General features: G+C 54.2%; 18 protein-coding genes and 3 tRNA genes. 7 read left to right on the forward strand and 14 right to left on the reverse strand.

The annotated features are described in order from the left end of the window. Positions 1-13: 13 nt before the first annotated feature. From FHI25_RS09240 to FHI25_RS09270, 7 genes are all read right to left on the reverse strand, one after another. Positions 14-1603 carry an ABC transporter substrate-binding protein gene (locus FHI25_RS09240; RefSeq protein ID WP_008891486.1) on the reverse strand — a complete coding sequence of 530 codons (1590 nt, stop codon included), beginning with the start codon at positions 1601-1603 and terminating at the stop codon, positions 14-16. A gap of 410 nt (positions 1604-2013) precedes the next feature. Continuing rightward, positions 2014-2090: transfer RNA gene (locus FHI25_RS09245), tRNA-Asp, on the reverse strand. A 187-nt stretch (positions 2091-2277) separates the two neighbouring features. Then, a tRNA-Asp gene (locus FHI25_RS09250) sits at positions 2278-2354 on the reverse strand. A 244-nt stretch (positions 2355-2598) separates the two neighbouring features. Further along, a tRNA-Asp gene (locus FHI25_RS09255) sits at positions 2599-2675 on the reverse strand. 263 nt (positions 2676-2938) lie between these two features. Then, positions 2939-3493, reverse strand: a complete 555-nt coding sequence (locus tag FHI25_RS09260) for a transcriptional regulator (protein WP_210517041.1) — start codon at positions 3491-3493, stop codon at positions 2939-2941. Continuing rightward, on the reverse strand, positions 3490-3984 hold the full coding sequence (locus tag FHI25_RS09265) for a response regulator (RefSeq protein ID WP_008890966.1): 495 nt from the start codon (positions 3982-3984) through the stop codon (positions 3490-3492). The genes FHI25_RS09260 and FHI25_RS09265 overlap by 4 nt, the downstream gene beginning before the upstream one ends. Positions 3985-4268: 284 nt before the next feature. Next, the gene (locus FHI25_RS09270; protein WP_210517043.1) at positions 4269-4742 is read right to left on the reverse strand and encodes a dCMP deaminase family protein; all 474 of its coding nucleotides are present in this window, start codon (positions 4740-4742) and stop codon (positions 4269-4271) included. Between the two features lie 285 nt (positions 4743-5027). On the opposite strand from FHI25_RS09270, the gene pyk reads away from it, so the two are divergent. From pyk to FHI25_RS09285, 3 genes are all read left to right on the forward strand, one after another. Beyond that, the gene (gene pyk / locus FHI25_RS09275) at positions 5028-6449 is read left to right on the forward strand and encodes a pyruvate kinase (RefSeq protein WP_210517045.1); all 1422 of its coding nucleotides are present in this window, start codon (positions 5028-5030) and stop codon (positions 6447-6449) included. 363 nt (positions 6450-6812) lie between these two features. Continuing rightward, positions 6813-8339 carry a DUF2336 domain-containing protein gene (locus FHI25_RS09280; protein WP_210517047.1) on the forward strand — a complete coding sequence of 509 codons (1527 nt, stop codon included), beginning with the start codon at positions 6813-6815 and terminating at the stop codon, positions 8337-8339. A gap of 5 nt (positions 8340-8344) precedes the next feature. Next, positions 8345-9328, forward strand: a complete 984-nt coding sequence (locus FHI25_RS09285; RefSeq protein ID WP_210517049.1) for a hypothetical protein — start codon at positions 8345-8347, stop codon at positions 9326-9328. 45 nt (positions 9329-9373) lie between these two features. Here FHI25_RS09285 and FHI25_RS09290 read toward each other — a convergent pair whose 3' ends face one another. From FHI25_RS09290 to FHI25_RS09300, 3 genes are all read right to left on the reverse strand, one after another. Next, positions 9374-9688: a ribbon-helix-helix domain-containing protein gene (locus tag FHI25_RS09290; protein ID WP_210517051.1), complete on the reverse strand. Its 315-nt coding sequence runs from the start codon at positions 9686-9688 to the stop codon at positions 9374-9376. 118 nt (positions 9689-9806) lie between these two features. Further along, complete coding sequence (locus FHI25_RS09295) at positions 9807-10388, reverse strand: DJ-1/PfpI family protein (RefSeq protein ID WP_063090085.1); 582 nt, start codon at positions 10386-10388, stop codon at positions 9807-9809. A gap of 198 nt (positions 10389-10586) precedes the next feature. Then, entirely contained in the window at positions 10587-11555 is a 969-nt protein-coding gene (locus FHI25_RS09300) for a mechanosensitive ion channel domain-containing protein (RefSeq protein WP_210517053.1), read from the reverse strand. 225 nt (positions 11556-11780) lie between these two features. On the opposite strand from FHI25_RS09300, the gene FHI25_RS09305 reads away from it, so the two are divergent. After that, positions 11781-12680 (forward strand): OmpA family protein, encoded by a 900-nt coding sequence (locus FHI25_RS09305; protein WP_063090081.1) that lies wholly within the window; start codon positions 11781-11783, stop codon positions 12678-12680. 170 nt (positions 12681-12850) lie between these two features. Continuing rightward, on the forward strand, positions 12851-13504 hold the full coding sequence (locus tag FHI25_RS09310) for a hypothetical protein (RefSeq protein ID WP_008890957.1): 654 nt from the start codon (positions 12851-12853) through the stop codon (positions 13502-13504). Positions 13505-13598: 94 nt separating this feature from the next. Here FHI25_RS09310 and FHI25_RS09315 read toward each other — a convergent pair whose 3' ends face one another. Then, positions 13599-14021 (reverse strand): CoA-binding protein, encoded by a 423-nt coding sequence (locus FHI25_RS09315; RefSeq protein ID WP_064789486.1) that lies wholly within the window; start codon positions 14019-14021, stop codon positions 13599-13601. 201 nt (positions 14022-14222) lie between these two features. On the opposite strand from FHI25_RS09315, the gene FHI25_RS09320 reads away from it, so the two are divergent. Next, positions 14223-15101, forward strand: a complete 879-nt coding sequence (locus FHI25_RS09320; protein WP_210517056.1) for a protein-methionine-sulfoxide reductase heme-binding subunit MsrQ — start codon at positions 14223-14225, stop codon at positions 15099-15101. Between the two features lie 82 nt (positions 15102-15183). On the opposite strand, the gene FHI25_RS09325 is transcribed toward FHI25_RS09320, so the two are convergent. From FHI25_RS09325 to FHI25_RS09335, 3 genes are all read right to left on the reverse strand, one after another. After that, on the reverse strand, positions 15184-17154 hold the full coding sequence (locus FHI25_RS09325; protein WP_210517059.1) for a methyl-accepting chemotaxis protein: 1971 nt from the start codon (positions 17152-17154) through the stop codon (positions 15184-15186). Positions 17155-17396: 242 nt separating this feature from the next. Continuing rightward, positions 17397-18026: a LysE family translocator gene (locus FHI25_RS09330; RefSeq protein WP_210517061.1), complete on the reverse strand. Its 630-nt coding sequence runs from the start codon at positions 18024-18026 to the stop codon at positions 17397-17399. 96 nt (positions 18027-18122) lie between these two features. Then, positions 18123-18917, reverse strand: a complete 795-nt coding sequence (locus FHI25_RS09335; RefSeq protein ID WP_210517064.1) for an enoyl-CoA hydratase — start codon at positions 18915-18917, stop codon at positions 18123-18125. A 181-nt stretch (positions 18918-19098) separates the two neighbouring features. Here FHI25_RS09335 and FHI25_RS09340 point away from each other — a divergent pair, with 181 nt between their 5' ends. Next, positions 19099-20082 carry a hypothetical protein gene (locus FHI25_RS09340; protein WP_129542719.1) on the forward strand — a complete coding sequence of 328 codons (984 nt, stop codon included), beginning with the start codon at positions 19099-19101 and terminating at the stop codon, positions 20080-20082. Positions 20083-20148: the final 66 nt, after the last annotated feature.

Below are 20148 nucleotides of genomic sequence, written 5' to 3' on the forward strand. Positions count from 1 at the left end.
TCCTTCGTCGAGATTAGTCTTTGGTGACATAACGATAATAGTTGTTATCGAATGACGGACCGAGGACGAAGTTGTTCACGTTACCGCGCATGGATGCGATCTCGGTTTCCTGGAACATGATCACGAACGGACCATTTTCCAGAACTGCTTTCTGAAGATCGACATACATCGCAGCACGTTTCGCATCGTCGCGTTCCAGCGTGGCGGCATCGGTTTTTGCCGTCAAGTCACCGGCGTCCCACGAGTTACGCCAAGCGAGCGGCTTGGCAGCGGCATCGTCGGAGTTGTCCGGGTTCCACGCAAAGGTCGATGCGTTGGTGTGCGGATCCTGATAGTCCGGACCCCAGCGACCGATATAGATATCGTGCTGACGGGCGCGGTATTTGGTCAGGGTCTGTTTGCCATCACCCGGAATGATTTCCAGATTGATACCAGCCTGTGACCAGGTTGCCTGGATCGACTGAGCCATCGCCATGATCGCGGTGGTGTTACGGGTATCCATGGTTACGCTGAACCCGTCCGGATAGCCGGCCTCGGCCAGAAGGGCCTTGGCTTTTTCGACATCCAGGGAATAGGGGTTCTCGTTGTATGCGCCGAGGAAGCCTTCAGGCAGGAAGGCCTGATGGATCTGCGAACGACCAGCCAGGATGGTTTCGGAAATGCCTTTGTAGTCGACAAGGTATTTCAGAGCTTCGCGGACTTTCGGGTTCGACAGATATTCGTTTTTCTGCGACAGACCGAGATACCACAGAGCACCTTTGCCTTTGGACATCATCTTGATGTCGTCATTGTCAGAGATGGCAGCCAACTGATCGGCTTCGAGGTTACGGGCAATATCGATATCGCCTTTTTCAAGGAGGAGCTGCTGAGCTGCGGCTTCCTTGACGCTCTGGATGATTACGCGCTTCATTTCTGGCGCACCATCCCAGTAATCTTCGTTGCCGGTCAGGCTAAGGCTTTCACCCGCGGTCCACTTGTTCAGTTTGAACGGGCCGGAACCAGCATAGTTGGTTTTAAGCCATTCGTGGCCAAGGTCGCCGTCCACTTCATGGGCAAGGACTTCTTCCTTGTCGACAACCGAGCCAACGCCAGCGGTCAGGCAGTACAGCACGAAGCTTGGTGCGTAAGGCTTGTCGACTTCCATGACCAGCGTGGAATCGTCGGTGGCGTAGATCTTTTCCTTGACGTTATCGGCGGTGAAACCGAACTGGCCCAGAATGAAGGCCGGCGACTGATCCAGCAAGATCACGCGCTGGAGCGAGAAGGCCGCGTCTTCGGCGGTCAGCTCGTTGCCAGAGGCAAAGGTAATTCCGTCACGGATTTTGAAGGTAAAGGTCTTGCCGTCTTCGGAAACATCCCAGCTTTCCGCAACGACGCCATAGATCTTCGACACATCGTCATTGTCGAAACCGATCAGGCGGTCATAGGTGTTACCGGCATATTCAGCGCCCGAGAATTCGAAAATCTGAGCCGGGTCGAGCGTGATGATGTCATCAATGGCAAAAGCCATGACCAAAGCATTCTTCGGCGTTTCGGCCTGTGCCATCATAGGTGCGGTCGCGAGCGCGGTCCCCATGACCAGCCCTGCAATAAATTTGCGCATGATGCGCCTCCCGATTGTTGTTTTGGGACTGCAGGCCAATGCGTGGACTGATCGGCTATCGAAAGGGAGGGCCAAAACGAGACGGGCTCAGCTTTATAACCATCCGGAGTTCTATCGACGCCTTCAGGCCCGACTAATTGCGGGGCGGCCTGCAGGTTCGCGTAGTGCATGTGGAGCTGAGCATAATTTATACGATTAATCAATGACCAGTCGGTCAGCAATGCTGTCTAAATCAGCAAATTGCACAACTTTCCCGAAAATGGATTTCTTAAGGTTGTGTGACGTATTGGTGAAATTACCCACGCGGGTAGAACGGTGGTTTTACGCCGGGATTTGGCGTTAGAAACAAAAAAGCGCCAGCGAAAAATCGTGGCGCTTATTTTGTACGTCATTCCCAATCAGGGAGGGAATGGCGCGAGTGACGAGACTTGAACTCGCGGCCTCCGGCGTGACAGGCCGGCGCTCTAACCAACTGAGCTACACCCGCATGGTGCGTGGCGCGGTTTATATAAAGACCACCCAGTTGAGGCAAGTGTTTTTTGACCGATTTTCAAAGAAAAATGCGCGGGCCTGATTTACCGGTTTGATTGGCAAGAAAGCGGCGCAAAAACAAAAAAGCGCCAGCGAAAAATCGCGGCGCTTATTTTGTGCATCATTCCCAATCAGGGAGGGAATGGCGCGAGTGACGAGACTTGAACTCGCGGCCTCCGGCGTGACAGGCCGGCGCTCTAACCAACTGAGCTACACCCGCATGGCGTGGCGCGGTTTATATAAGGGGTGGTTCGGTCTGGCAAGGGCTTTTTTGTAAAAAAAAGACGGACCGGAATTTTACCAGTCTGATCGCCCTTGGCAGCCTCGATGCGACGCCTGTTTCGCAGGGAAAAGCGCTCGATCCAAGGTGGGGTAAATGTGAAAAAAAGCGAGTGGAAAACAAAAAAGCGCCAGCGAAAAATCGCGGCGCTTAATTTGTACGTCATTCCCAATCAGGAAGGGAATGGCGCGAGTGACGAGACTTGAACTCGCGGCCTCCGGCGTGACAGGCCGGCGCTCTAACCAACTGAGCTACACCCGCATGGTGCGTGGCGCGGTTTTTAGCAGCCGGTCACAGGTGGTGCAAGCGCTTTTTTGCCATGATTTTCCAATTTTTTAACCGCGTTCTTCCGGCGGTAGAAACCGACCCTGTATCGGGCACGTTAAAGTTCACCTGTCGGGCTTTGGGAAGGCGGACAGGTGAGGGGGATGTTTGGGATTGCTGGGTGCGCATAAGCACCACCTTAGACTGCATTGTGAAATGCTGCCCAGTGAGCGAGATCGTCTGCGGTCAAGAGGTGTGGGCTATTCGCGCGGTTCTGCGTAGCGTTCGGTCAGTTTGGTCAGGGCCGCGACAGTTGCCTGTTCGACGGTTGAGCCAAAACCGGTCACGCGGCCGGCCAGAATGACATAAAGCGAGTCGATGTGGAGCTGGATAACCAGCAGCTGTTTTTCGTTGGCCGTGGTGCGGTCGGCAACGAAGATTTCCATCGATTTTGCGATTTGGGTCATCAGGGGATACTGGAAGGTGCCGCCCAGGGCCTTGACCGAATAGGCGAGGTCATTTGCCGCGATGATGGCTTCTGGCCGCTTGGGCTTGTCGCGCAGGGCGTTGATTACCAGTTTGCGGCATTCCATCAGATCCTTGCCGATGTCACGGACAAAGGTCTCGGAGCTGCGCTGTACAACCTGTTCGAGCTCTTCAAGCTTTTCAGCTGACAGGTTGATGTCAAATCCCTTGATGAAGTTGACAGCTTTGCGTTTCAGATCGGTCTGCGCAGGGATGATCTGCACATTCTTCTTTTTCTTAGGTTCTTCCGGCTTCACGATGGCTCCGCTTCCCCAGTCATAATGGGTCATTCGTCAAGGCTCCTACGATCAGGACCATCAAACTGGACCTGTCTGCGACGTCGGTCCGGGCCAAAATACGTTCCAGTGTTAATGAAACGTCTTGGTCGGGCGATGACCGAAACCAGACGGCTGTAAAGTGCCTTGGCGTTAAAGGGTTTGGCAAGAAATTCAGTAATCCCAAGGTCACGTGCCGTCGTCACATAACGCATCTCGGAATGTGCGGTCAGCATAATCACCGGAATGAACCGGTTTGGCGAATTGGTCGAATTGCGCATGACATCGAGGAATTCGAGGCCATCCATGCCGCGCAAGCGCCATTCACAAATCACGATATCAATTTTTTCGGTGCGTAGTACGTCAAAGGCATTATTCGGCGATTTTACACGCTGTATATGACTGGCTCCGAGATAGGCGAGCGTGTCATAGACCACCTGAGCTGAAATCTTGTCCCCGTCAACGATCAGAAAACTAATCTTACTAAAGTCTATTTTCGCGTTCATCCGGCCTCGGTTCCTGAGCATCATCACGAAATGCGTCGCTGTTCAGGGGGATACAGCAGCAAATCTAACCAGTTGCTGATGTATAAACCCTTATACCTTTGTCTGGTTTCCAGCAAGGCCAAACCACTCTGTGTTCAGCCCGAAAATCTGACAAATACTGACCCCAAGCCAGTTGAAAAGTTAGAACAAACGACGTTTACGTCTTTTTGTTTTTGATGCTCGCGTCCGGTTTGAACACACCCAATATTGGGCCTTTTTTTTAATAGTAAAGAGGAAGATCTTTTTTATTTCATGGGCTTGGTGACGCCGTCGTCATCAATCACCTTAACAGCAACACCGGACTCCTCGAACATTTCGGTGGATATCTTCATATCCTGTTCCCAGCGTTCAAGAAAGTCCGCGGTTAGTTTCGACTTGTCGACATAGACCTCAGCGATGCCCGCCTGGATGATGGCGCGCGCGCAATCACAGCACGGAAAGTGCGTGACATAAAGCGCGCAGCCATCAAGGGATGTGCCGGTGTAACTGGCATTATAAATCGCATTGCGTTCAGCATGTTCGGTATAGGCGTATTTTTCCGGACGCTGATGGCGGCTTTCGACTTCGTCATCGACCCCGCGCGGAAACCCGTTATAGCCAACAGCACGAATTTCTTTTTTCGGGCCGATGACAACCGCACCGACCTGGGTGCTGCGGTCTTTTGACCAGTCTGCAATATGGGCTGCAAGTCCAAGAAAGCGGTGGTGCCATTTGCTCATGAAAAGGGTCCTGTCTGCGCCGTAAAATTGGTCTGTTAGGCATTCGTTTTTGACCGGCACGTTTCACCGGTACGCGTTCTTTAAAGAAGGTGCTTCTTGTAATTGTCCAGCGAAAAATCACATTTTTGTAAAGGCATTTAATGAAAAGTCCCTGTTCAAATAGGGGCTGATTGATTATTAAGGGGGTACCCCCAGAAAAGATCAGGACGCCTTTTCGTCTCGCCGCAGATGCAGGCCGAAGCGGGAAGGCTCACGTGTAAACCGAATAACAAGAGGTAGTAGCCGATGCGCCGTCAACGTAAGGCGAAGATCATCGCGACCCTGGGGCCGGCAAGTTCAAAGCCAGAAATCCTCGAGAAAATTGTGCAGACAGGTGTGGATGTGTTCCGCCTGAACTTCTCGCATGGGGAACACTCAGAACATCTGGCCCGTTTTGAAGCGATCCGTGTCGTCGAAGAAAAACTCGGCCGCCCGATCGGTATTTTGATGGATCTTCAAGGTCCGAAAATTCGTGTTGGTACCTTTGCCGACGGTGAAGTTGAACTCTCCGCCGGTGATACGTTCAAATTCGATATGGACAAGAAGCCGGGTGACAACAAGCGCGTGTCGCTTCCGCATCCGGAAGTTTATGCTGCTATCAAGCCGGGTGCGAACCTGCTGCTTGATGATGGCAAGCTGCGTATGCGTGTAGAGAAATGCGACGACAAGTCGGCCGAATGTACCGTCATTACCGGTGGGCCGCTTTCCAACCGCAAGGGTGTCAACCTTCCGGATGTGATGTTGCCGCTTTCACCGCTGACCGAAAAGGACCGTGCCGATCTGGATTACGGTCTTGAGATGGGCGTTGATTTCGTGGCGCTTTCGTTTGTGCAGCGTCCCGAAGACGTTGCCGAGGCCCGCAAGATCATTCAGGGCCGTGCGGCCATCGTTTCCAAACTGGAAAAGCCGCAGGCGATTGATCACCTTGATGAGATTGTCGATCTGTCGGACATGATCATGGTCGCCCGTGGTGACCTTGGTGTCGAATGCCCGCCGGAAGACGTTCCGATCTTGCAGAAACGTATCATCAAAGCATGCCGCGAAGCCGGCAAGCCGGTGATCGTTGCGACGCAGATGCTTGACTCGATGGTGTCCAACCCGGCCCCGACCCGTGCCGAAGCATCCGACGTTGCGACTGCGATCTATGACGGTGCCGATGCGGTGATGCTGTCAGCCGAAAGTGCGGTTGGTAAATATCCGCTTGAAACCGTTTCGATCATGGATCGTATCCTGCGCCGTGTGGAGCAGGACGATCTTTATTACCGTATGCGCGACGCCAATCGCCCTGATCCGGAGCATAACGCACCGGATGCGATCAGTGCAGCGGCCCGTCAGGTGGCCACCACCATCGGTGCCAAAGCGGTTGTTAACTATACATCTTCCGGGTCGACGGCATTCCGTGCTGCACGTGAACGTCCGGAAGTGCCAATTCTTGGCCTGACCCCGCGGATTCAGACCGCACGTCGTCTGGCCCTGTGCTGGGGCGTGCATCCGGTCTTTACCCGTGATGCCACCAACTTTGCCGAAATGGTCGGAATTGCGACCGAAGTGGCAAAACGTGAAGAATTTGCAGGACCGGGTGATTCGCTTGTTATCACCGCCGGTGTGCCGTTCGGAACGCCGGGGGCGACCAATATTCTGCGCATTGCATGGGTCGGCAATAATTAACGCAACTGATTGCGTGAACCGATTTTCGATGACGGGCGTCCTTTTGGGGCGCCCGTTTTCATTTGCGCGGACTGCCAGAAATCCGTCGGCGCGCAGGTTTTTCGATGGCAACGGGCAGGAGGGGGCATAGACCCCTGTATCGTTAATGTTTTTTTGAGTCTTTGCGCCGATAGTCATTCTGTAATCAAGGCTCTGTCTATTGATATGTGCCCTTGAGATTGGGTTATGAAAATTAGACACCTTGTCTGGTTGTGTAACACTGTCAGTTTGGGTTAAGCTGTTCTGACAAAACACAAAAATAAGGTATCGCAACGTCGATGCCGATAGGCCGCCAGGCACGGGACCAGGGGAATTACTGCGATAATGCTGAGTTGGATGTTCAATCGGCAGAAAAATGCGGGCAATGGGGGGCTTGATGATAAAGCCTCGGCCAAGCTGCGTGATCTGGCCGACACTGTTCGCACCATCGCACCTGAAACGTTTGGATCTGATACAGGTCGCGTTCAGGGTCGCGCGATTCCCCGCAGACATGTTTCCGAAAATAAGGCCGATGCATCGTCCCTTGAACACGCAGCCCGTCTTTCGTCTGAATTGGACGCGCTGGACGATACCGAGGATGTGCCTGATTTTGACAGCGACGTGCGCATGGATGTGGCGCGCCGTCTGCGTCGGCATCTGACAGATTTGAGCCCGTCTGAACGACTGGAAATGGTTGACGAGTTCGTTTCGGCGATTGCCAATATGGGTGACTGTTATCGCCCGCAGGTGATTGCGCTGATCGAACAGGAACTGGGCCATACGCCTTATATGACCCGTCAGGCTGCCAACCGTTTGCGTCAGGATATTCAGGCGATTGGCCGGGTATCGATTGCCGACTATATCGAGCTTCTGAGCGATTCCGATTTTCTTGATATCATGCGTGGGCGCGGTGAATTCATTCAAACCGCAGCCGAACGTGAACGCGCCGAGCTTGAGGCCGCCGCCAAGGCCCGCCTGATCGAGCAGCAGGCGGAAAAGGAAAAGGGTGGTTTGTTGAACCGGTTGCTGTCATCTGATGACGCGCCGCGAAACGTTGTGCCGATGACGCCGCATTTCGTTGAAAAGACCACAAAGCCAAAGGCGCCGGAGAACGATATCCTCGGTGGTCAGAATCGCATTTCACGTCAGGCCCAGCGCCGCATCGCCCATTTCATCATGGCGTCCCTGTTTGACACGCTGGTCGAGCAAGGCCGGATGCGAACCGAAGTTGCCCGCGCGTTGCGCCAGTCGGTCCGTCAGCGGATTGAAAAGGCCCGTTTTGAAAATCGGATGCTGATGCCGTCGCGTGATAGAGACATGGATGTCGAGATCGCAGACAACGAAATGGTCGACAACGATGTCGTCGAGGCAACAGATGCCAAGATGACGATTGACCAGTATGTGCTTGATGCCCTGTCGCGCAATGATGATGCGCTGGTGGTGCAGGCACTTGCCCATTACGCGCAAATCCGCGCCAACGCCGTTTCCAAAATTCTTGATTCCGGCAGTGCCCGGGCGATCACAGCCCTTGCATGGCGGGCAGGGATGACCGCACCTGCGGCAGTTGTTTTGCAGATCAGCAACGGTATCCCGGAATCGGCAATCGAAAGCCCGGCGGCCGGTGGTCGCTTTGCGATGGCAGCTGCCGATATGGATTGGTACATCGATTTCTTTAGCGACATGAAGCCGGTGGCTTCGCGCACGAAGGTCGAAAAAGAAAGCGAACCTGCGCCGGCATCTGCACAGACTGCAAAGCCAACCGGCAGGACCATGTCGCGCGGCCAGGGACTTCGACCGCGCAGCGGGCGCAACAGTGGCGGGCTCGAGGGGCTCGTCTCTGACAGGCGGTCCAAAGGTCTCAAAGAGGACTGAGTGTCATGAGCAGCAATCACGGCATCTCTTATGACGGGCTGAAACATGCCCTTACCATCAAGGAAAGCTATCTGTCTGGCGAGCCGCTTACCGTGACCGGGGCGGCCAAACAGCAGCGCCTGTTGATGCCGGAACATTTGCTGAGCAATGATCTTGCCCTGATGCAATATGACGATCCACTGGCCCTGGCCGTGATCGCAACCAGGGATCCTGAAAGCCCGATGGCCTTGGCCGCTGCGATCCGTATGGGGCCGCATGCCAAATGTAAGGAACTGATCACCGGGGTCTTTGAAGTCGTTTCCGAGGCAACCAAGCATGAATTGGTGGCCGATTGCGCCAAACTTCTGACCAAGAACGCATTCAGCCCCGAAGCATTCCATCTTGTGCGCACACGCGCCTCCAATCACGTTGTGGAGATCCGCGAAGCCTATCGCCGGGCGATGGGGGATAACCTGCGCGCATTGCTGGATGGCAACATGGCCGCGCGCGAGTTTGTCGAGGAATTCATCGAACTGGCATCAAATGGCAACCTTAGGATTGATATCTATCGCCGTCTGGTGATGAAGCTGATGCGCTCAGACGCAGTGCGGCCAAGTGTGAAATTCATGCTGCTGGAACGCCTTGATCGTTTTCCACAGATGGTAAAGCTTCAGATCGTCAATGAAGTCAATTCCGCACCCGATACGCCGGAATACCAGACCCTGAAGCAGGAATTGCGCTGGATCTACGAGGCAAAGCAGAAACAGCAGCTGCCACATGCCAAGCAAACGCCGATTAATGCATCGGGCAATGCGGATGCATCCGGGCCGCGTATTACGGCGGCCGATCTTGTCGGGCGGTCACAGATCGATTTTGGCGCGGCTGCGGGCATGCATCGCCGCAACAGCATCATCAAACCGGCCGAGCCGACTTTGAAGCGCAATGCGACGCCCAGCATCATGACCAGCGGCGGCTTCAGCACGCGCGAACTTTCTTCCTGGCTTAACTAGGGTTCAGACCCTGGGCTTTCTGCTTATGTGCCTGGCGGCGCGTGGTTAGCTCACCATTTGTGATGTCGCGGTGTTTGCCGGGACATGAACATGCAGGCCAGCCTGTTTTTCCAGATATACGGTACAAATCACGCGCACAAGCGATGCGAAATTCGGGATGTCACCGCGTTGGGCGACGACCTCGTCGTGGATTTTACCGAGAAACTGCGGGGTGCTGAAACCTTCACCCGCGGCGATTTCATCAAGAATCTGCCAGAAACGCAGCTCCAGGCGCAGGCTGGTGACAACGCCGTTAATCCTTACAGACCGGCTGACAGACTGATAAAGTTCCGGGTCAGTTCCAGAATATATCTGACACATTTGAACGCCCTTTCCTGTTTGTGCCGCTGTTACGAGATGTGCAGCGGTTTTCTTTTTGTTTGGCGCAATGGTCGATCAAATGGCGCCCAAACGCAATCACCGTTTGGGCGCCGATGAGTTACAAATTGATTTCAGTGCCAAGAACCTTGAGGAAGGCGGCCATCCATTTCGGATGTGCCGGCCAAGCCGGTGCGGTTACCAGATTGCCGTCGATGCAGGCATCATCAATAGCAATGTCGGCATAGGTGCCGCCGCCAAGTTTGACTTCCGGTGCGCAGGCCGGATAGGCGGAAACCTTGCGACCCTTGATGATATCGGCTGCTGCAAGAAGTTGCGCGCCATGGCAGACAGCAGCGATCGGTTTGTTGGCGGCATGGAAATCACGCACCAGACGAATGACATCTTCGTTCAGACGCAGATATTCCGGTGCACGACCGCCGGGGATGACAAGCGCGTCATAGTTTTCGGCACGGGCCGTCGCAAAATCGGCATTCAGGGCAAAGTTGTGGCCGCGCTTTTCGCTATAGGTCTGATCACCTTCGAAATCATGGATGGCCGTTGCAACCGTATCGCCGGCATTCTTGTCCGGGCAAACGGCGTCGACATGATGGCCAACCGCAAGCAATGTCTGAAACGGCACCATGGTTTCGTAATCTTCGGCATAGTCGCCGGTAATCATCAGAATTTTTTTCGCAGACATGTTTTATCCTCCCGCTTGTTTTCATTTGCCGCTTTTGGGCAAGGGCAGGGAACTATACGCCTGATGCAAGCTGGGCGGGTAACAGCGGGGTACTACGTGCGAGGAAGTTGACGTGGTGTACGTTGTGGCGTCCGTCACCCGAACAAAAAAAGAGGCCCGTCTGGGCCTCTTTCGAAATGGGGTTTTGTGAAAAAGAGATCAGCTTTTGGATGCTGTCGGCTTTTTCTCAGCCGTGGTTTTGGCCGCCGTTTTCGATGCGGTTGACCGTGAACGGGTTGCCGGTTTCTTTGCCGCAGGTTTGGCTGCCGGCTTTGCAATGGATTTTGCGGTGCTTGCGGTTTCTGCACTTTCGATCACGTGCAGGTCGCGCTGCGGGAAGGGAATAGAGAAACCGGCCGCTTCGAGCTCCGTTTTCGATTTACGGGTCAGATCGAAGAAGGTCGGCCAGAATTCACTGGTTGCAACCCAGCCGCGTGCGGTCAGATCGACCGAGCTTTCGCCAAGGGTGGCGACAAAGCTCATCGGTTCCGGATCCTTCAGTACGCGTTCATCGGATGCGACAAGGTTTTTAAGGAATTCGAGGGCCGCATCAACATCGTCATCATAGGCAATGCCAACCTTGATATCGAGGCGGCGGGTTGGATTGCGCGAATAGTTTTTGATCGCGCTATTCCAGATTTGCGAGTTCGGGGCAGAAATAAACACACCATCCGGCGTTTTGAGCAAGGTGGTAAACAATGTTATTTCAACAACGGTGCCTGAAATCGAACCAGCTTCGACAAATTCGTCAATCTTGAGCGGACGCAAGATCAGGATCATGACACCGGCGGCAATATTTGATAGTGTACCCTGCAGGGCAAGACCAATTGCCAGACCAGCGGCACCGAGAACGGCGATGATGCTGGTTGTTTCGACGCCGAAGTTCGACAGAACGGCGACGATGACGAAAATCAAGATCACGTAACGTACAATGCTTGATGCAAGCGGCTTTAAAGTCGCATCAACAAACTTTGTATTCTTTAGGGAATGGCGGACCAATGCTGCCGCCCGGCCGGCGGCCCACCAGCCGACGATTAGTATCAGGATAGCGCCAAGCAAATCGAGGCCAAAGCCCAGTGCAAATCCTTTAAGCATTTCTGTGATGGTCGCTACATCGGTTTCAATCATTTGAACCTCGTCCGCTCCGTGTCATAATTGTGTTGATTGCCAACCATACTTCTGTATGAGAGGATTAGCATTACAGGTTTGAGTGCGCTTGAAAAGTAGGACGCCAACACCATTTTTTACAGATGGCTGGAACAAACCAGAATTCTGTTCGTTTAAGACCATAATTCCACCATCATTGGTGTTAAGTTATTAGCTGAAGAACAACCTTAATGACAGGGGTAAGACATGCAGATCAATCCGAAAATTCTTTGTGCTCTTGGTGGCGTTGCGCTTCTGAGTGCATGTAGCAGTGTGGACAATAGCGGCACCGCGGTACCTTACGGCGGTAACCCGTTCACCTACAGCAGCTCGGTCTCGTCTGCGCTCTCGTCCGAAGAGCCGACCACTGACTTCGGTAAAGCGCTTAAGGCCGAATATCTTGCATACGCACAGCGCGAAGCTGACGAATGGTATGACTTCTTCGATGCCGACTTCTTTGCGAAGAAAGCCGGTCGCGTGAGCGGTGACACCATCGTTCTCCCGGAAGATCCGGCAAACTGGCGCTTCTCTGATGAGGAAATTGCACAGAAACGCGCCGTTCGTGACGAACTTCTGGCCCTTCTTGACGACGGCAAGCGCGAAGCAATGCCGGCAACCGCAGCGATCGCACAGTCGCGTTATGACTGCTGGGTCGAGGAAAGCGAAGAAGGCTGGCAGACCGAGCTGATCAGCCAGTGCTGGAAAGATTTCGAAGCTGCAATGTCTGAGCTGCGTGCAGAACAGCCGGCCGTTGTTGTAGCCCCGGTTGCCGCTGCTGAGCCGCGTCTGTTCACCATCTTCTTCGATTTTGACAGCGTTGCGATCACCCCGGTTTCCGAGCGTGTTCTTGATGCAGCTGCTGAGCAGTGGGCATCCTCGATGGGTGACATCACCGTCGTTGGTCACGCTGATGCTGCCGGTCCGGCAGCCTACAACCTGCGTCTGTCCGAGCGTCGTGCCGCAGCAGCCCTTAGCGAGCTGACCGGTCGCGGTGTGAAAGGCGACATGGTTTCGCAGGATGCTGTTGGTGAAGGCGATCTTCTGATCCCGACTCCGGATGGTGTTCGCGAGCCGCGTAACCGTCGTGTGACGATTTCTGTCGACTAATCACCGACATTTACCAAATCTTTGGCAACGAGGTGGCATAATGCCACCTCGTTGTTTTTCTGTGTGGTTTTGACGATCTGGCGATTTTTCGCGGAAACAGGTGTTGAATTTGGGATTAATGTGAATAATCTCTGGATTGTATTCCTGATTTAAGTGAGAGGCGGGGACAAATGCTGAAGGCCATCAAGACGGTCTTTTCGCGGCGCTCGGGGGGCGTTGCTCTTGCAGTTGCCACACTGGCAGTTGCAACCATGTCGGTCTTGCCGACTGCGCGCGCGGCAGACAAAACACCGGTCGTTCCGTTCGAACGTTATTTCGCTGACTTGCGCGGTGACGGAAAGACCCTGCGTTTCAACGCGTTCTCCGGTGAAATTCCGGGCACGCGAATCAAGGAACTTCTGCGTTCTGGCCAGGTCATCGGGGATCGTATCCTGCTGGCAGAGGATGTCGCGGTTTATTTCCCGGATGGTTACATTGTCCAGTCGCAAACGAACTTTGCGAAATATGTGCCGAAATACGGTGTGAAGCCGAGTGAGGTTTCCGGTCGCGACGATCTGGTTGAAAATCCGCGTTATGCCCTGATCAATCGTTTCGATGTTATTTTGGGTCGCGAATGCGCGCGCACCGAATATGCCAATGGATTTGCTGCCCTTCGCATCAAGCCGGATGGCGTGATGTCGCTGGTGCTTGAAACAGCCGGTCACTTCGACACGATTGTTGATGAGCAAACAACGGCATATACCGTAACCAGTGCCGTGCAGCCGGTATTTATCGGCAACCAGGGCCTTGTCCCGGATCTGATTGCGCAGTGCGGGCTCAGCTAAGCTTTTCAAAGATGTTTTGAAACGACAAAGGCACCGGATGATCCGGTGCCTTTTTTGTTGTCGTAATGCAATGGCGTCCTGTCGGACCGGTACTTTAGGTCAGGCGCGGCAGTTCAATTGCCGGGCAGCGATCCATCACCGCGGTCATACCGTTTGCCTTGGCCTTCGCACAAGCCTCTGGATTGATCACGCCAAGCTGCATCCAGACCGACTTTGCACCGATTGCAATGGCATCATCGACGACGCCAGCGGCATCTTCGCTGTTACGGAAGATATCGACCATATCGACCGGATCGGCGATATCGGAAAGTTGTGCCACAACAGTCTGACCGTGAATGGTGCCGCCGGCCTGACCGGGATTGACCGGAATAACTCTGTATCCCTGATCAAGCAGGAACTTCATCACCCGGTTTGACGGGCGTTCCGGCTTGGGGCTGGCGCCAACAAGCGCAATGGTCTTTGTCGTTTCCAGAAGCGTTTTGATTTCCGGATCGGTGGGATTTTGAAATTCGGCCATTTGGGTTCATCCACTTCGGGTGATCACTGTGTATGAATGTTATATGAGTGGTGGCTTCCTGCAACGTTGATATGCGTCACCAAGCATGTCACGGGCGTGCAAATGTCTGCCCTCGCGGAAAGTTGATGGCAATTTAAGTGACGGCGGCCACCAAATGCTTTTTGACTGGGGGATCGGCGAAACCTGACAGGGTTGTTTTGTATGTATCCATGGCTTGATCCTTCCGGGCGGTTTTCCTTTTTCAAACTGGCAGTCTTTGTTGCACTTCTTGTGCCCGGCATCGTGTTGTTGTGGCCGGTCATTGCCGAGGGCGGGGCAACCATCCCGGTCAAGGAAGCTATTCTGGAAAGCGGTGAATGGACCATCCGGATATTACTGATCACGCTACTGGTCACACCGCTTCGCCGCATAACCCGATTTTCAAAACTGGGACAGGTGCGCCGCCAAATTGGTGTGGCTGCCTTTTGCTATGTGATGATCCATTTCGGCCTGTATGCGATCAGCCAGAATCTTGATCTTGGCCGCATTGCGAGCGAGATCGTTTTGCGGATTTATCTGACAATCGGGTTTGTTGCCCTGATTGCGTTGGCGGTTTTGACCGCAACATCCACCAAATCAGCGATGCGCAGGCTGGGGGCCAAGTGGGGGCGCCTGCATAAACTGGTCTATCCGATTGCCGTGCTTGGCGTGGTGCATTTCTTTTTGCAGTCCAAGGTCGATGTCAGTGAAGCAACCCTGATGGCCGGGATGTTTGTCGGCCTGATGCTGTATCGCTTTGCCCATTGGCGGGGATGGTCGCTTAGATCCGTTGTGACTTTGTCTGTCATTGCGGTGATTGCCGGGTTGGCAACAGCCGGGATAGAATATGCCTGGTATGCCTTGGCGACCGGTATTCCTGCCGATCGCGTGGTTGCGGCCAATCTTGAATGGATGTGGCCGTTGCGTCCGGCATGGAATGTGTTGCTGGCCGGTGTCGCGATCAGTGTGATTTCTTTGTTCGGGCGAGATAAACCGGCACGGAGCTGGATCGCACGGCTCGTTGGGAATAACAGCGTCACCGCCGAGGCATCATCGCGTTAAGAGGCATAACCCGCTATGTCTGCGGTTTCGTGAAATTCCGGTCCACCGTCGGCTGAGTGACAGTGGACCGGTGCGATTGGCTTTATTCCGAACGAATCTTGCTCAGGAAGTTGTTGGTTTCGCGACGCAGATTGACCGAGTACTCCATCAGTTCATGGGCTGATTTCAGAACTGTATCGGCACTTTCGGTCGACCGGACAGCCGCCGCACTGACCAAGCTGATGCTTTCGGTCACACCGCTGGTTCCGACAGAAGCATTTTCCACACTGCCGGAAATCTCCTGAGTCGCAGCACCCTGTTCTTCGACTGCTGCCGCGATGGCGGATGCGCTTTCGTTAAGTTCGCCGACAATATCGGTGATCTCGTTGATTGCGGTCGAGGACAGCTTCGTCGCGTTCTGGATGCTTTCGATCTGCTCGGAGATTTCCTGCGTCGCGCGACTGGTTTGAGATGCGAGGTTTTTGACCTCGTTGGCGACAACCGCAAAGCCCTTGCCAGCTTCGCCAGCACGGGCGGCCTCGATCGTGGCATTCAGGGCCAGAAGGTTGGTCTGGGCCGCGATGTCATTGATCAGGGCTATGACATCGCCAATACGTGCGGAGGCCTCGACAAGGCCATCCACCGTTTCGCGCGTGCTGGTTGCCTTGTTTGAGACATTGGCGGCTACCTCGCTTGAATGGTTGGCCTGACGGCTGATTTCCGTGATGGAGGCAGATAGTTCCTCGGACGAGGCCGCAACGGTCGCAACGTTGTTCGAGGCATTTTGCGCAGCATCCATGCCGATCTTTGCTTGTTGGGTCGTTTCATCAGCCGTGCCGGACATGACGCGGGATGCGTCATCCATGTCGCGTGCCGCGTTTTCAAGGCCGTCGATGATGGCCCCGACGGTATTTTCGAATTCATCGGCAAGCTTGCGACCGAGAGTCTTTTTCTCTTCCTCGTTTCTTCGACGCAGTTCTTGTTGCTCGGCCTCAAGGCTTTTCATGCGCTGTGCGTTGGTCTGGAAAATGGTGACCGCGCTGGCCATTTCGCCGATTTCGTCCTTTTGGTCCTTTGCCGGGACTTCGGTGTCGAGTTCGCCGCCAGCGATCTTGTTCATGGCCGCGGTCATGGCCCGGATCGGATGAGAGATCGACCGGTTGACGCTAAAGGCGATCAGAAGTGCGACCAGAAGGGTCACAATACTTACACCCAATGACAGGGTGGTGGCATCGTTGATGGCGCTTGCAAAGAAACTGCGATCAATCCCCATAACGACAATGCCAAGGTTCTGGCCGCTGAAATCCGTGATCGGGCGCGCCATCAGGGCCAGTTCGGTGCCCTCGGCATCCTGCGGGGCAAGGATCTGTTCGCCGTCACGCGCCGCGGCAAGTGTGGGCGATGCGATATCAAGGAAGCCTTCGGGGAAAGTGGAGGCAAAGACTTCAAAGGTACCGTCACGGTCAATCAGAAGGGCTGCGTCGGTGTTGGAATGTGCCTTGAAGTTTTCAAAGAAGGCCGGACCAAAGGATAATCCAAATTCAACCGAGCCGACATGCGTCCCATCGTTGAAAACAGGCGTGACACCGCGCATGCCAAGACCGGCAACACCGACTTCCAGGCCGCTGATGGGTTGTTGTTTTGTATTGGTTTCGACCACTGTCTTGCGGAACGAAGACAGATCATCGCCGAATTTCTCAAGCTTATGAACCCGCAAGAACGAGATCGCCGGGGCCTTATGGAACTGGAACTGACGAACGCCATGGTTTTCTTTGAGTTCGGCGAAGCCGGGGCCGAAAATATCGGCCAGCGTATCGCGGTCATCTTCCGCCATGGCTTTTTGAGCGGCGGGGATGGTTGCAGCAAAATCCGCCATCGCAAGCGCACGAGCGGCTTCCATATCCAGCGCGCTTCGCAATTTTTCGAAATTGACGCGCAGTTCGCGTTGTTCAGCACCAGCGACAATGTCACGTTCAATGGAAAGATTGATAAGCCCGATCACCAATGCAGTCGCAAAGGTTATAAAGATCATCGCGATACTTAGTCGCGGACCTATTTTCAAAGATTTCAGCATGTCCACACTTCCCCGCCTATCTATTGTTTTTCTTAGAAGAATTATAAATATTCATTCTTCTGAAGACTTGCGGAGATCATCTAAACTCAACTTTGAGTTTATGTGAATACCAAATAATACGGGTATTTATATATCTAAAGGTTATAATGTTGCGGTAAATATAGGAAAACCTCCAGACAATCGCCTGAAGCAAATTTTTGACGATTGGAGGAGGTGACGGTCTTTTGGACGGGGTGGGGCCCTCAGCCCGCTGCGCGGCGGGTGAGGGCAGTCAGCAATCCAGCACCAATCATGACCCCGCCACCGATGCGTGTCAGGCGACGCAGGGCGGATGGGTGGCGGAACCGTTCACGCAGCGCACTTGCCATTACTGCCCAGATCGCAACGTTGATCGCAGCCAATATGACGAACGTTGCGGTCATGATCGTGAACTGAGGCAAAAGCGGATCGCCGGCTGTCACGAACTGCGGCACAAAGGCGATGAAGAAAACGATGCCCTTGGGGTTCAGGGCGGTGACGATATAGGCCTGCAGGAACATGCGCGACGGACGGTTGCGTTTGGCATCCGGGTTGTCGTGCAGGGCTTCGGGCTTTTCACGCCACATCTTGATGCCAAGATAGATCAGATAGACCACCCCAACGAGTTTGAGCACGGTAAAAGCCTCTGCCGAGGCCGCGAGTAACGCACCAGCCCCGGCCAGCGAGATCGTCATTGCGGTGAGATCGCCCAGTGCAACCCCCGGAACCGTTGCCCACGCAGTTTGTTTACCCTTGCCCAAGGCATAGCTGACGACAAGCATGATGGTCGGGCCGGGAATGGCCAGAACCACAGCACAGGCAAAAGCAAAGGCAAGCCAGATTTCAAACGACATGGGGCGTACTCCGAAAAAGGTATCTGTTCACAGAATGCGTCATTCCGAAGGGTTTGCAAATACCATCATAAGGTAATCTACCCGATATAGGGCAGTCTATTCGTGGCGCCAGCTGGGGTGGCGCTTTTCGATAAAGGCGCCGATCCCTTCGCGGGCGTCATGTTTTTGCATATTCGCGGTCATCACATCGGATGCATAGGAATAGGCCTGCGACAGCGGCATTTCGAGCTGTTTGTAAAATGCCTGTTTGCCAAGCCGAACCGTTATGCCCGATCGGGCGGCAATCCCGGCGGCCAGGGCATTGGTGTGTTCTTCAAGTTCATCATCCTCGACCACGTCTGACACCAGTCCCATGGAAAAGGCGGTTTCGGCATTGATCGGATCGCCGGTCAGAAGCATCCGCATGGCATGTTTGCGGGCAATGTTGCGGCTAAGTGCGACCATCGGGGTAGAGCAGAACAAGCCGATATTGACCCCAGGGGTGGCGAATTTGGCGCTGTTGGCGGCAACAGCCAGATCGCAACTGGCGACAAGCTGGCAACCGGCTGCTGTTGCCATGCCGCGCACACGCGCGATGATGGGTTGCGGCAGACTGACAATCGTCATCATCAGGTCGCTGCATTGCGTAAACAGGCTGGCATGCTGATCACATTCTGTAATGCCATTCATTTCCTTAAGGTCGTGGCCGGCACAAAAGACAGGACCCTCTGCTGCCAGAATGACGCATCTGACGGTGGTCTCCTTGGCGATCTTGTCAAATGCGTCCTTAAGGGCCGTCATCATCGCCCCCGACAGGGCATTGCGGCGTTTGGGGTTGTTCATCGTCAGGGTGACAGAGCCGTCATTGTCTGTGCGTGTGACAAGCTCTGGCTCGGTTGTGGAAACGGTCATGGCGGGCCTCCCGGATGGCTGTATGTGTTTGACGTTTTTTGATTTTTAAAACACGGTATACCGTAGTAGAATTACACGCAAAGGGTTAGCGGCCTGTGCCAATAATAAAACCCTGGGGATGTGCCGAATGTTATTCTGTCTTTGCCTGATCGATAAAAATTAATTCGGCAAGTGGTTGTGCATGAGTAAAGATTTCCCAAATCGGCGGGGGCGGGCACCGGGGCGTTTTGTTCCGACCCGGACAGTCCGTGAGTCTGTGCGGCTGACGAAACCTGTGCGTGAAACGCCCATCAAGCGGTTTGACAGCAAGGACATGATGGAACGCGATCTTGAAAGATATCGCGCAGAGGCCCGTGCACGCCTTTTACAGAACGGCTTTGATATTCCAGCCTTTCTGATGCCCAAACCCAAGATCAATCCTGAAGACGAGGACGCCGGTGATGCACCCGATCCTGTCATCGAGGAAGATCTGCGTCCACCAGCCATGATCGGGCCAAAGCCCACCATGCCGGTTAAGAGTGAAAAGCTCTCTGATGTCAAAAGTTCGGTTGCGGTTGCCGCGGCAAAGGTCAAACCTAATCGCCATGTCTATGTCCCGGACAAGGCAAGCGGGCTTGTTTCGATGTTCCTGCCAGACGATAGCCAGCTGAAATCTGGTGCATCAGACGCGGGCGGTGCAGGGGGCGGACAATTGGTGCGACCGCAGGATCGTACAGCCCATGAAGCTGCCCAAAGGGCTGCCATCGACAAGGAACGTAGCGCCTATGACGACTATGTCGACAGTCTGAATGGCGGTAAGACATTGCTTGATCGGACCCGGGAAAAGGACAGCCAGGGCGGGGATGTTGGCAATGACATTGCAGGCCGGGTAGACGACCTGAAAGAAGCCGAGGTCCGAAAGTCCCGCATTAATCTGCCAGATAGCGAAGACAACTGGGCCCTGCACGAAGACCTTGATGCCAAGCGTCAGGCGATTTTGCAAAAGCAGGGAAAGTCGGCGGGATCTGCAAAAGGGCAATCATCGAAGGGGCGTAAACAGCCGGGTGAACCCTTGGGCTTTAACAAGATGATCGCGCGGTTGGCGGCCTACATGATTGCAGCGGTGGCAGTGGGCTATGTGCTGGTTCTGACAGTCAACGAATTTTCGGCAATTCTCGGCAGATAACGCAGATAACAAACTATTGCCGAACGATTGCCTTAATCCCCATGTATCAAGAAGGAATTCGGTGGT

This window comes from Thalassospira sp. ER-Se-21-Dark (genome assembly GCF_017922435.1).
Lineage (GTDB): Bacteria > Pseudomonadota > Alphaproteobacteria > Rhodospirillales > Thalassospiraceae > Thalassospira.